The sequence below is a fragment of the Pseudoalteromonas sp. S2893 genome (genome assembly GCF_005887105.1).
Lineage (GTDB): Bacteria > Pseudomonadota > Gammaproteobacteria > Enterobacterales > Alteromonadaceae > Pseudoalteromonas > Pseudoalteromonas atlantica.
The window spans coordinates 80,409-92,755 of the sequence record NZ_PNCY01000017.1; the positions used below are offsets into that span (position 1 = coordinate 80,409).

Consider the following 12,347-nt stretch of genomic DNA (forward strand, 5'->3'; position numbering starts at 1 on the left):
TACTTTATAGTAATAAATAGCGGGCTTACTGCGTTAAATTTTTTATATGCAGCGCCATGTATTTCAGCGCTCTGTTACTTATGCTTTGTTACTGTGCTGTGTTGTTGCGCTTTTTTAAAGCAATATTAGGTTTTACGTGATTGAACTTAATGGAGGTTATAGCTGTAAAGCCCCTTTACAGCTAAATAGTTTTTAAAGTAAAGCAAACATGCGTTTTGTAGCTTGAGGCTTAATAACGAGCTAAAAGCAAGGTTAGGTTGCTGATGCACACAGTGATTTAATTTCTTTAATAAGTGCAATACCGACTGCGTTATCGCCATGTACGCACAAACTGTTGGCATTTAAGTTTAAGGTGTTTCCTGAGCGAGTGGTTACACAACCCTCGGTTAATAGCTGTTTTACTTGTGCTAAAAGTGCTGGCTTGTCGTGAACGCTGCCATCAAGGTGGCGAGATACTAAATGCCCTTCGTCTGTATATTGCCTATCAGCAAAGGCTTCTAAAATAAGATCTACACCTAAACTATTGGCGGCAAAGGTGTGTTTTGCAGAGTCTTTTGTGGCTAATAGCATAAGCTTTAATGGTGCAGGGTAGTGCGCTATAGCAGTAATAACTGTTTGTAAAATATGGTCGTTTTTCATCATGTCGTTATATAAAGCACCATGTGGCTTAACATAGCTAAGTGTTAAGCCTTGTACTTTAGCCATGCCATCAAGGGCGGCAATTTGGTAATGTAAGCAATTGGTCAGTTCTTGTGTGCTAAGCGCCATAGAGCGCCTGCCAAAGCCTTGTTGGTCGGGGTAACTTGGGTGCGCACCTATTTGTACATTGTGCTGCTTTGCTAAATACAACGTATCGGCTATTACATCTGGGTCTCCACCATGAAAACCACACGCAATATTTGCCATATCAATATGAGGCATTACCTCATCATCTAACCCCATTTTCCATGCGCCAAAGCTTTCGCCTAAATCGCAATTCAGTTTCATTTTTTATCCCTTGTTATTATTATTTTATGGTAACTGGCAGTACGCCATGAGCGTGTGCACTGCCTAACAATACCTTAGCAAGCGCTGTAAACGCAGGCCCTGCAACAGCATTGTTTTTATCTGTATCTATATTATACGCATAAGAAGCAAGAACTGCATTAGCTCTGCTGCCAAACTGCGCTATGTCGTAGGGGGCACGTAAACTTATAAATATTGTTTTTTTATTCACTGATGCAGCTATATCCAATAAAGATGACAGCGCTTTAGGTTGCTCAGCGGTATTGAGTGCAAAGCGAGGGTCGTCTTTTAAATCATCCATTCCGCCAATCTCTACAGCGCTTTGATTAGGCGTAGCGTTGCCTGCAATAACAACATCTGCATTTTTAATTAAGCTATGCGCCTTTACAGGGTCAAACCCTTGTAAACTACTGCAACTATATTTAAGCGCTGCATTACTTATAGCGTTAAGCGCTTGCTGCATGGCCATGCATTTTCGGGTATCGGGCATAATAATATGGATGTGTTGCCCTTTGCTTAAATTAAGAGGCAATGCATTATTGTTATTTTTAACCTCAGTAATAGCATTTACGGCAAGCTCAGCTTCTATTTTGCGATGTGCTTGAGAGCCAATAATATCTTTTGCTTTAGCCAAAGTGCTTAATGGGTCTAGCTGTGTGGTTAATTTAAATTTATTTTTTAAAGCGGTTATACGCGCAGCCGATTGAGCAACTTCGTCTTTACTGAGCTGCTTATTATTAACAGATGCGACTAATTCATCCATTAGTTTGTCGAGTGCGTTTAAATCAGCCGGTGTTCTGATCTCTATTGGCATAAGCGCTAAGTCAACGCCTGCTGCAAAGGTATTGATTACCGCTTGCGTTGGGGTGAAAAAATGACTAATGCCGGCCATATCTAAAGCGTCGGTTACCACCACACCTTGATAATTTAACTCCCCTCTTAAAATGTCAGTAATTATGGTACGCGACATAGTGGCGGGTTTTATCATGCTTTTGCCATCAACACTTACAAACGTACTGTTATCGAGTTGTGGGTATTGAATATGCGCCGTCATAATCATACCTGGGTTTTGCGTGGCAATTATGTGTTTAAAGGGAGCTAAGTCTTGTTGGTATATGTCTTCTTTGGAGTGATTTACTTGTGGTAACCCTGTGTGGCTGTCTACGTTGGTATCGCCGTGCCCTGGGAAGTGCTTTAACGATGTAATAACGCCGTTGCTCTCAAATCCTGCCACTTGTGCTGCGCCTAATTTACTGACAAGCGCTGGGTTTTCACCAAACGAGCGAACATTAATTACCGGGTTATCGGGGTTCATGTTTACATCTACCGTAGGGGCATAGTTAACATTAATACCTAACGAATTAAGCTCTTTAGCTATAACAGTGGCAGTTTGGGTTGCGTATTGAGTGCCATACTTTTTATAGGTTGCACCAATAGACATATTACCAGTAAATGAAGTGGCAACATCGCGTGGTAAACGCGCTACTCGGCCGCCTTCTTGGTCTATCGAAATAAATAACGGCAGCTTTGAACTTGATTTACTCGCCGCAGCTTGTAATTGGCTATTAAGGGTAATGGTTTGCTCAATAGATTGGGTGTTTTCAGAAAATAAAATTACACCACCAATATTATGCTTAGCAATGGCCGCTGCTAGTTCATCAGGTAGGGTAGTAACCGGTGTTCTGCATTGTTTGCTTGACCCTTGCTGACAAAAATAGCGTAAATCGAGTATTAGTTTTTGCCCCAATTGTTGTTCAAGAGACAGTGTAGGCTTAGCAAAAGAAGATTGTAATGGCATTAAACACCCAGATAAAAAAACAACAGACGAAATAAAGCATTTATTTAGCAAAACACACTCCAACGCTAAATAGATAAGTGGCAGTAGCTTATCTATTTTTGTGTACAACTGCAAAGTGCAGCTGTTTATATACACAGGGTAAATTGTAAGGCGTGTATCATGGCTGAATACGTTTTATTTAAATGGTGAGTAGGCCTTAAATTAGCTGTACTCACTGCCACCGCTTTTAAAATCTAAAGATTAAATAGTTCATTGTTTTAATTGGCCAGTTAACTGTTAAAGCCGCGTAGGGGTTAAGCTATAGGCTAGCCACGGGAGTTATTAAAGGCTAAGCACAAACACTATTTATTGGCTGCATTACTATAAAGGCTTGACATATATAGTTAACTCTATATAGTAGGCCGCAGCTAGAAAGAAAGCATGATAGTTTATAAATCTTTATTTCGTTGTTGTATAAGTAATACTTGTAGTACCGTCCTGAAGTTTTTAAGTACCATCTCATTTTTTGCTACACCCGCTCTTATGAGCATATTTTTTATTTTTATATCAGGATATTACAATGTCTAACATCGTATCAGGTACAGTTAAGTGGTTTAACGAATCTAAAGGTTTTGGTTTCATCGAGCAAGAAAACGGCCCAGACGTTTTCGCACATTTCTCAGCAATCAAAAGCGAAGGTTTCAAAACTTTAGCTGAAGGCCAACGTGTAGAGTTCACTCTTTCACAAGGTCAAAAAGGTCCTCAAGCGGATAACATCACTCCGTTATAATTTTTACTTTTAAAGTAAAAATAAAAAAAAGCGCTTAAGGCGCTTTTTTTGTGTCTAAAATTTGACTGTAAAATAGCGCCATCTATCATTTAATAATATAAATTAATGTAGTGGTGCGGTTATTCTAAAACTCTTTCCTTTTATTGCTTGTTTCTTCTTTAGCACGTTTACTTATGCAAACCATTTTAAGTTAGTTATTTATACAGATCAGTTTGCACCTTATAATTTTATAAACGAGCACGGCCAACTTGTTGGCGCTAACTACGATATAGTCAACGCACTGTGTATTAAAGCAGAAGTAGAGTGCGACTTTAAAGTCATGCCTTGGAAGCGTGCCGCAATGCTTGTGCATAAAAAGCCTTATTCAGCCATTTTTTCAATGGCGCAACATACTAACCGAATTCCTTTATTTAATTGGCTTGGCCCGTTAACTACTGCACGAACTTATTTTTATAAGTTAAAAAGCCGTCCTGATGTCACTGTAAATACCCTTAACGACACCACTCTTTATTCGTTAGGCATGGTAAGGGGAGATATATATCAATCATTGGTCAAAAAAATAGGGTTTGTAAATGGGCAAAACTTAATGACGTTTGGTGAAGAGCAACAATATATTCAGCTTTTTATAAACAATAAAATAGATCTTATTTTAGGCTCCGAACACGTTATTTATAACCAATTAAAGCCTTATAACGTGAGCTTACTTGATGTAGAGCAACTTACTGAGCTACCTGTAAGTAACGACCTTAAAGATAATTATTTAGCGTTTAATAAAGCGGTGCCGCAGCACATAGTAGATCGCTTTCAACGTGCCTTTAAAGTGCTAAAACAAGAGCGCAGTCTCGATTCGTTCATAGCGCCATATAGCAATAATTAATCACTAAGCCCCTATTTTTGACTTCACTACTTAGGTACTAATTAACGTAACTAAGCGTTAAAGTTGCGCTTAAAAAAGCAAGGTTTAGCTTAGGGGCTAGGGCAGCCCTTGGGTATTTTTAAGTGTGTAAAAGGCTTTTTGTAGCGCGTTTATATAGCGCATATCGGTGTTTTTATTTGCTGCCAAATAGGCATCTACCTTGAGTTCTTCTACATTATATATGGCTTTAAATTCAGCGTCAGGGGTGGGCAAATACTGACTAATTTGGTGTATTAGTTCGGGGTCATCAACAATTAAGTCTACTTTTTTGGCAACCAATAACGCATACGATTTTTGTATATCGGTGGTTAGCACAACCTCAAACCCCAAGTTGGTTAATATATCAGTAGAAAAGTCGTTACGTTGCATCGCTATTTTGTATTTTTTTGCCTCCTCAGTATTGTTAATAATTATGTCGTCACGCTCTTTAAGCGCAACAAAAGCAAGCTCAAAATGCGAAACTGGGCCTATCCAATGAAAGTCGTTTTCTCGCCCTTTGGTGCGCGCTATGGTGTAAATAAAGGTGTTTTGGATAGTGCTGGCAAGTCTAAATGCTCGCGCCCATGGGTACATTTGTATATCGGGCGTTAGGTTCGCCTTTGCAAAAATAGCCCTTATAAACTCAGTGCCTTTGCCTGTCACTTTTTCATTAACGAGTATTTGATCGGGCGGCGAGAGTTCCGTGACAACTAAAAGAGGGTCTGAGCTTGCGTAGCTATTAAAAAAAACAAACAACAATACTAATAAAAGTTTACGCATTTATATAAATCGACTTATCAACAGCGGCTATTTTATGAGTGTGCTTAAAGGTAGAACATCAATAAAACAGTAGGTTACATTAGGATAAACCTAAGTGTGGCCTAAAATTTATAATTTACCACTTTTCAATAATACAAATTTATCGCAAAAATATAAAAAGCCATGCGCGTATATGTACTTAAAGGTAAGAAAGAGGGAGTTGTTTTTAAAAGGAAGAATATATTTATAAGGGCCCTAAAACGATAAAAGGGCCTTGCGGCCCTTGGTGAAGTATCGTTCAAGTCAGATAGTGCTTTAACCCCTTAAAGTACTATCTTCTTGTTTTGCAACACCGGTGTTCATCTCATTAAGTTTCTAAGCTAGCGAGAGGAAAAACCCAGCAATTGCTGCGCTCATAAGGTTAGCCATAGATCCTGCTAACACTGCTCTGAGCCCTAAGCGTGCGATATCCTTTCGCCGACTAGGCGCCATACCGCCTAATCCACCTAGTAAAATAGCTATCGACGATAGATTAGCAAACCCACATAACGCAAATGTTACAATTGCTTGAGTGTGCGCACTTAACGTATCGCGATAATTTATAAAGTCTAAGTAAGCAACAAACTCATTTACTACTAACTTTTGACCAATAAAACTACCTGCTATGATTGCCTCATCCCATGGTACGCCAAGTAACCATGCAACAGGGGCAAATACATAACCTAAAATTTCTTGTAGCGTTAAAGTAGGGTAATCAAACCACCCACCAATACCGCCTAGTAAACCGTTTAATAATGCTATTAATGCTACGAAAGCTAATAGCATTGCGCCCACATTTAGCGCTAAATGCATGCCGTTAGCTGCGCCTGATGCTGCTGCATCAATAACATTAACTGGCTTGTCTTCATCGGTGTCTAAATCAGCAAGCGTATCTTTAGGTGTTTCGGTCTCTGGCACAATCATTTTGGCCATTAAAAACCCACCTGGTGCAGCCATAAAGCTAGCGGCAATTAAATACTTAAGCTCTACACCAATAATTACGTAACCTGCCATTACAGAGCCTGCTACCGTGGCTAAGCCACCTACCATTACTGCAAACAACTCAGACTTAGTCATGGTTGCTATAAACGGCTTAACAATTAAGGGTGCTTCAGTTTGGCCTACAAATATATTAGCCGTTGCTGAGAGCGACTCTGTGCGCGAGGTTTTCAATAGTTTTTGTAAACCGCCGCCCAGAATTTTAATTATCCAATCCATAATGCCAATGTGGTAAAGCACAGCAACAAGAGCTGAGAAAAACACAATGACCGGTAAAACTTGAATAGCAAAAATAAAACCGAGTGTATCTTGCGATGCAAGTGGGCCAAATAAAAACCCAATCCCGTCGTTTGCAAAGCTAATTACCGAAGAGACGGCACTAGACATACTTGCTAACACATTTTTACCTGCTTCAAAAAACAGTACAAACCCACCAATAACTACTTGCATAGCAAAGGCTATCGCTACGGTGCGTAAGTTTATTGCTTTACGATTAGTCGAAGCCGCAAAAGCAATACTTAGTAGTACAAACATGCCTACTAAGCTCATAAATGTTGTCATACAGATGTTTCCCGTTATTATTCTTGTAGTAAATACTTAATTTTACTTTTAATAATATCAATCGCAACGCGGTTCATTCCGCCTCGAGTCACAACCAAATCAGCGTTATGCTTTGAAGGCTCAATAAATTGATAAAACATCGGTCTAACAGTTGCTTGATATTGCTCAACAACAGATTGTAATGTTCTGCCTCTTTTTTCCATGTCTCGTTGCATACGACGCATTAAGCAAATATCAAGGGGTGTATCTATAAATACCTTAATATCAAATTCTTTATTAAGTGCTTTATCACTTAATAATAAAATACCTTCTACTATTAAAATTTTAGCTGCAGCAACGCGACGAGTTTCATCGCTTCGTGTGTGTTGTGCATAATCATAAGTAGGTACTTCGACAGAGTTACCACTACGAAGTTGAGTTAAATGTTCAAGCATTAACTCATGTTCAAATGCATCAGGATGGTCGTAGTTAGTTTGCGTACGGTGTTCCATAGGCAAATGCGACTGATCCTTGTAATAAGCATCTTCTTCAATAATGGCGATAGCGCCTGGTTCAAGCTCATTAACCAACTCATTGTAAATAGTTTGGCTAAAAAGAGATTTGCCCGACGCTGATGCGCCAGCAATAGCTATAATAGTTCGTGTCACTAAAGTTCTCACCCACACAGAAAGGAAAAGTTGTTTGGTTGATCACAATAGCAAAAAAGACACGAATAATCTCTTTTGCTTTGCTTAAGAACGCAAATTTATAATGTTTAGCTTTTATGAAACAGGACTTATGTCCTGTACGGAAAATTCGATCAGCGGATAAAGTAACCACCTAGAAGCAAAGTGAGGTCAACATGGCAAGAGCAATCATCTTAATGGCAGACAGCCTAGGTATAGGCGCAGCACCCGATGCAGACAAATTTGGTGATGTTGGAGCAAATACACTCGCCCACTTATTAAAAGCATACCACGACGAAACGGGTAAAGCGTTATCGTTACCTAATTTATCTAAATTAGGTTTAATCGATGCCTGTGAGGCAGCGGGCGGTGAAACGTGTTTAGTTTCTGAGCGTCAAGCATCGCAAGGTGCATGGGGTTATGCAAAAGAGCTTTCAAGCGGTAAAGATACGCCATCAGGGCACTGGGAAATGGCCGGCGTACCTGTGTTATTTGATTGGGGCTACTTCCCTAAAACACAGCCGAGTTTTCCACAAGAATTTGTAGACGAATTTATAGCCGCTACTGGTATACCTGGCATTTTAGGCAACTGTCATGCATCAGGCACCACCATATTAGAGCAGCTAGGCGAAGAGCACGTAAAATCAGGCAAACCAATTTGTTACACCTCAGCAGATAGCGTGTTTCAAATTGCCGCACACGAAGAGTCTTTTGGCCTTGAGCGCCTTTACGAAGTGTGTGAAATTGCCCGCGAATTACTTGATAAACTAAATATAGGCCGTGTTATTGCTAGGCCATTTTTAGGCACAAGCAACGCAGATTTTGCCCGTACTGGTAATCGTCGCGATTATTCAGTATTGCCGCCAGCACCGACCCTATTAGATGTGCTATCTAAACACGGTGGTGAAGTAATAAGCATTGGTAAAATTGCAGATATATATGCACACCAAGGCATTACCCAAAAACACAAAGCCCCAGGGCTGATGAATTTGCTTGAAAAAAGCAGCGAAGTATTAGCAAGTGCGCCAGATAACAGCTTAATTTTTACCAATTTAGTTGATTTTGACGAAAAGTTTGGCCACCGTCGCAACCCAGTTGGCTATGCAAAAGCGTTAAAAGAATTTGACGATTACTTACCAACTATACTAAACCAATTAAATGCAGATGACGTGTTAATGATCACTGCAGATCACGGCTGTGACCCAACCTTTCCAGGTTCAGAACACACCCGCGAATATGTACCAGTTATAGCTTATCAACCGGGCATGCAAAATACCCCGCTTGGCGAGCGCAATAGCTTTGCAGATATAGGCCAAACCCTTGCACAGTGGTTTAACTTACCTGCACTTGAATACGGTGACGGCTTTTTAAATAAGCTAAACGCGCCTAAATAAAAAGGAAAACAATTAATGAGTACTCCGCATATTAGTGCAAACGTTGGTGACTTCGCTGAAACAGTATTAATGCCGGGCGATCCGCTTCGTGCACAATACATTGCTGAAAACTTTTTAGATGATGCAGTACAAGTAACAGGCGTACGTAACATGTACGGCTTTACAGGCACATACAAAGGTAAACCTGTAAGTATTATGGGTTCGGGCATGGGCATACCATCTATGTCTATTTATGCGCGTGAGTTAATTGTAAGCTTTGGCGTTAAAAATATTATTCGTATTGGTACCTGTGGTGGTATTGGTACAGATATTAAAATTCGCGACGTAATTTTTGCACAAGGCGCAAGCACCGACTCAAACGTAAACCGTGCACGCGTTCGTGGTTACGATTTTTCAGCAATTGCTAACTTTGACCTACTTTTAAACGGTGTTAACGCCGCTAAAGACCTAGGCATTAAAGCAAAAGTAGGTAACGTATTTACTACCGATACCTTCTACCAAGCTGATGACACATTCTACAAAGACCTAGATAAACTAGGTGTACTAGCTGTAGATATGGAAACAGCAGGTTTATATGGTGTAGCTGCAGAGTATGGTGCTAACGCAATGGCACTATTTACCGTAAGTGACCACGTGATCACCGGTGAAGCAACACCTGCAGATGAGCGCCAAAGCACATTTAACGAAATGGTTAAAATTGCTTTAGAGTCTATTTAATAAACGCAATTTTATTAAATTAGCAAACAGTTCCTTGGTAACGTATTCACTAAGTTTTGGAGACACGCCCAAAGTGAAGTGAGACTAAACCCCCAAAGCCGCATTTTATGCGGCTTTTTTTATGCCTAAAAAGCGCTGCTTTTAAAGCGCCAGCAAGCTGCACAGCACGAGCTAACCGCGTAGCTGGGGTTAACCTCGCGTTTGGTATTAATTTTTTTCGCGGCATAAAGCCGCTGCTACTCATCTTTTTAATCAAACCAATGTTACCCAAAGTAAAAGCACTACGTTTAAAAAGTAGCTACACCCAGTGTCACTCTTACTAAGTTAATGCTAGTGTATAAATTACAACCATTTATTGTTTTTGTTGTTTAACCGTTAAGCTATGGAGTTGACTATGTCTAACTGGGTAGATGCAACCGTAAAAAAAGTAACATGGTGGAGCGATACACTTTTCAGCCTGGTAGTGAACGCAAGCGTAGAGCCATTTAAAGCAGGGCAGTTTACTAAGCTCTCGATTATGGAGGGCGATAAACGAATTGCTCGGGCATACTCTTATGTAAACGCGCCTAATAACCCCGATTTAGAATTTTACCTTATCAATGTAGAGGGCGGCTTATTATCGCCTAGGTTGGCGCAATTAAAATCAGGCGACACTGTATTAATAGAGCAACGTGCCACAGGCTTTTTTACCTTAGACGAAATACCGCCAAGCGAGCAGTTATGGATGCTAAGTACAGGCACTGCAATAGGGCCGTTTTTATCTATTTTGCAGCAACAAGAGGTATGGCAAAAATACACGCAGATTAATTTAGTGCACGGCGTACGTTTTAATGCCGATTTAAGCTATCAAAATCTAATACACGCCCTAATAAACGCACACCCTACACAACTTAACTACATTCCGGTTGTAAGCCGTGAGGAGCCACAGCAAGGCCTGAAAGGGCGTATAACTACAGCAATTCAAAACGGCGAGCTATTTAGTAAAGCCTCTAAAACCCCAAGCCCGAGTAATTCGCAATTTATGATTTGCGGTAACCCACAAATGGTAAAAGACACCACACAGTTACTTTTAGACAAAAACTTTAAACGAAATCGTCGCAGAGACCCAGGGCACATAACGGTTGAGCAGTATTGGTAAAGTGTATAACAATCATTTAATTGCTACCCGAAAACGCTCAAATTTGTTATGTTGCAGCATTAACAGCGTTATATGTTCATATTAGGAAAGTTATGAAATCGTTATCTATTATTTTTGCCTCGCTTATTGCCACTGTTGCCCTGATCAGTTATGCAGCAGAGCAAACCGAAGAGACTCAAGAAGAGCAAAAAAGTACCGAGCAAGCGTCAAGCTCTACTCAAGCCAGCAATTCACCAACAAAAGCAAAAGATGAAAAGTTAAACACGCTTGAGTACCAAGCCCCAGAGCTTAAAACGCCAACAGTAGATACTACTAAACCTGACGACTCAAAAGTACTGGGTAGCGAAACCCCAAAACCGGTAGAAAAACCAAAAAACAAAGTAGAAAAAGCAGCAGCTGTGGCCGAGGCAGAAAAAGCGGTAACGCAAGCCAAAGAGGCATTAACCGCTAAGCAGCAAGCTAAAGCTAAGCAATCTCGCGAGTCGCTTGCTGTTGTAGAGCAATTAGTTGAAGCCTATAACGCACGTAATATTGAACAATTTATTCGTATGTACGATGAAGATGTAGAGTTTTATATTTTTCCTAATGAGCTATTATTTAAAGGAAAAGAAAAACTAATAGCCCGTTATGGCTTAATGTTTAAAAAATTAAAGTGCATTAATAGCTCGCCAATAAAGCGCATTGTGCACGGCGACATAGTAATAGACCACGAGCTATCAGAAACCTGTTCAACAGACGAAAACGTGGTAGATAAACGCTCTGAGTTAGTATCGAGCTACCAAATAAAAGACGGAAAAATAATCCGCGTATTATTTTTTAGATAATTATAAAAGGCATACTATGCAGTTAGCAGACGACAAAAAAATTCGCTTAATGTATCGCGTTGAGCCAGGGTGTTTAGGGCCGCAGGGCGCAGATCACATAGAAGACTTTTGTCGTTATGCTAATAAGCATATTAAATCACCTTATTACGGGCAATTTTTGTTTTTACCACGTTTTGATAAACAAAAAGATGAGCGTCAATACAGCGTAAAAAACCGCAACCTATCGCGAGTGCAAGCCAAGGCCTATTTAAACCATTTTGAAATTGATATAGATACCTTCGAAGAGCAACTCGACGAACTCCTCACCAAAGCCATCGATTTATACTTTAAACGATAATTATAAACGCCTGAATACAAGTTTTACCCTGTAGCTAATTTTGCCTGTAGACGCCTAGTTTGCTCAGGGGGATGCGTATTTTCTCATTAATTGCCCCACAGAAGGCATTTCGCGCTAAACAGAGAAAACAGGCATTGGTGAGTTACTTCTTTGTGGTGAGATAATCACTTTTAAACAAAAGCAGTGCGCGTCTAACACTAAATTCAAATACTGTTTTGTAGACCGAATTCTTACTTATGTGATCATTTATTAAATCACTTATTCTCTAGCTCTAAAAGCGCAGCGTCTCTTAACCTCTTTGTGAATAATTGGCTTAACTTGTTTTTCACCACAGAGGGCACAGAGGCGCTTCGCGCTACACAGAGAAAACACAGGTATTGGTGATTTACTTCTCCAGTTTTTCTCTTGCTCTCCTCCTTCACTTCTCGGTGGTGACATAATCACTTT

The 12,347-nt window shown here is 40.1% G+C and carries 13 protein-coding genes; 7 read left to right on the plus strand and 6 right to left on the minus strand.

Features of this window, described 5'->3' with window-relative positions; genetic code table 11:
* Positions 1-252 precede the first annotated feature (252 nt).
* Positions 253-987, minus strand: coding sequence for a 5-oxoprolinase subunit PxpA (locus tag CWC04_RS11165; RefSeq protein ID WP_138685458.1), 735 nt, complete (start codon positions 985-987; stop codon positions 253-255).
* Positions 988-1,006: 19 nt separating this feature from the next.
* Positions 1,007-2,803, minus strand: a complete 1,797-nt coding sequence (locus CWC04_RS11170) for a glycoside hydrolase family 3 protein (protein ID WP_138685459.1) — start codon at positions 2,801-2,803, stop codon at positions 1,007-1,009.
* A 559-nt stretch (positions 2,804-3,362) separates the two neighbouring features.
* Between CWC04_RS11170 and CWC04_RS11175 the strand changes: the two genes are divergently transcribed.
* Complete coding sequence (locus CWC04_RS11175) at positions 3,363-3,572, plus strand: cold-shock protein (RefSeq protein ID WP_004587186.1); 210 nt, start codon at positions 3,363-3,365, stop codon at positions 3,570-3,572.
* Between the two features lie 196 nt (positions 3,573-3,768).
* Positions 3,769-4,449, plus strand: a complete 681-nt coding sequence (locus tag CWC04_RS11180; protein WP_095206752.1) for a substrate-binding periplasmic protein — start codon at positions 3,769-3,771, stop codon at positions 4,447-4,449.
* 96 nt (positions 4,450-4,545) lie between these two features.
* On the opposite strand, the gene CWC04_RS11185 is transcribed toward CWC04_RS11180, so the two are convergent.
* The 3 genes from CWC04_RS11185 to udk all read right to left on the minus strand — a co-directional run bounded on the left by CWC04_RS11185 (position 4,546) and on the right by udk (position 7,472).
* The gene (locus CWC04_RS11185) at positions 4,546-5,247 is read right to left on the minus strand and encodes a substrate-binding periplasmic protein (protein ID WP_138685460.1); all 702 of its coding nucleotides are present in this window, start codon (positions 5,245-5,247) and stop codon (positions 4,546-4,548) included.
* A 354-nt stretch (positions 5,248-5,601) separates the two neighbouring features.
* Positions 5,602-6,825: a NupC/NupG family nucleoside CNT transporter gene (locus tag CWC04_RS11190; protein ID WP_004587189.1), complete on the minus strand. Its 1,224-nt coding sequence runs from the start codon at positions 6,823-6,825 to the stop codon at positions 5,602-5,604.
* 17 nt (positions 6,826-6,842) lie between these two features.
* Positions 6,843-7,472: a uridine kinase gene (gene udk / locus CWC04_RS11195; protein ID WP_004587190.1), complete on the minus strand. Its 630-nt coding sequence runs from the start codon at positions 7,470-7,472 to the stop codon at positions 6,843-6,845.
* 194 nt (positions 7,473-7,666) lie between these two features.
* Here udk and CWC04_RS11200 point away from each other — a divergent pair, with 194 nt between their 5' ends.
* From CWC04_RS11200 to CWC04_RS11220, 5 genes are all read left to right on the plus strand, one after another.
* Positions 7,667-8,884: a phosphopentomutase gene (locus CWC04_RS11200; RefSeq protein WP_096042662.1), complete on the plus strand. Its 1,218-nt coding sequence runs from the start codon at positions 7,667-7,669 to the stop codon at positions 8,882-8,884.
* 15 nt (positions 8,885-8,899) lie between these two features.
* On the plus strand, positions 8,900-9,601 hold the full coding sequence (gene deoD, locus CWC04_RS11205; RefSeq protein ID WP_004587192.1) for a purine-nucleoside phosphorylase: 702 nt from the start codon (positions 8,900-8,902) through the stop codon (positions 9,599-9,601).
* A gap of 394 nt (positions 9,602-9,995) precedes the next feature.
* A complete protein-coding gene (locus tag CWC04_RS11210; RefSeq protein WP_138685461.1) occupies positions 9,996-10,739 on the plus strand; it encodes a ferredoxin--NADP reductase in 744 nt (247 codons plus the stop codon).
* A 92-nt stretch (positions 10,740-10,831) separates the two neighbouring features.
* Positions 10,832-11,563 (plus strand): nuclear transport factor 2 family protein, encoded by a 732-nt coding sequence (locus CWC04_RS11215; protein WP_029773547.1) that lies wholly within the window; start codon positions 10,832-10,834, stop codon positions 11,561-11,563.
* A 16-nt stretch (positions 11,564-11,579) separates the two neighbouring features.
* Positions 11,580-11,900 carry a hypothetical protein gene (locus tag CWC04_RS11220; RefSeq protein ID WP_004589283.1) on the plus strand — a complete coding sequence of 107 codons (321 nt, stop codon included), beginning with the start codon at positions 11,580-11,582 and terminating at the stop codon, positions 11,898-11,900.
* Positions 11,901-12,158: 258 nt separating this feature from the next.
* Here the strand turns inward: CWC04_RS11220 and CWC04_RS19750 are convergent.
* On the minus strand, positions 12,159-12,347 hold a 189-nt coding region (locus CWC04_RS19750; RefSeq protein WP_212747128.1), incomplete at its 5' end, for a hypothetical protein.

Excerpts from the sequence above, each read along its gene's own strand:
- CWC04_RS11200 (WP_096042662.1), top strand. The coding sequence starts at position 7,667 with ATGGCAAGAGCAATCATCTTAATGGCAGACAGCCTAGGTATAGGCGCA.
- CWC04_RS11190 (WP_004587189.1), bottom strand. The coding sequence starts at position 6,825 with ATGACAACATTTATGAGCTTAGTAGGCATGTTTGTACTACTAAGTATT.
- CWC04_RS11215 (WP_029773547.1), top strand. The coding sequence starts at position 10,832 with ATGAAATCGTTATCTATTATTTTTGCCTCGCTTATTGCCACTGTTGCC.
- CWC04_RS11170 (WP_138685459.1), bottom strand. The coding sequence starts at position 2,803 with ATGCCATTACAATCTTCTTTTGCTAAGCCTACACTGTCTCTTGAACAA.
- CWC04_RS11210 (WP_138685461.1), top strand. The coding sequence starts at position 9,996 with ATGTCTAACTGGGTAGATGCAACCGTAAAAAAAGTAACATGGTGGAGC.
- CWC04_RS11175 (WP_004587186.1), top strand. The coding sequence starts at position 3,363 with ATGTCTAACATCGTATCAGGTACAGTTAAGTGGTTTAACGAATCTAAA.
- deoD (WP_004587192.1), top strand. The coding sequence starts at position 8,900 with ATGAGTACTCCGCATATTAGTGCAAACGTTGGTGACTTCGCTGAAACA.
- CWC04_RS11185 (WP_138685460.1), bottom strand. The coding sequence starts at position 5,247 with ATGCGTAAACTTTTATTAGTATTGTTGTTTGTTTTTTTTAATAGCTAC.
- CWC04_RS11165 (WP_138685458.1), bottom strand. The coding sequence starts at position 987 with ATGAAACTGAATTGCGATTTAGGCGAAAGCTTTGGCGCATGGAAAATG.
- CWC04_RS11220 (WP_004589283.1), top strand. The coding sequence starts at position 11,580 with ATGCAGTTAGCAGACGACAAAAAAATTCGCTTAATGTATCGCGTTGAG.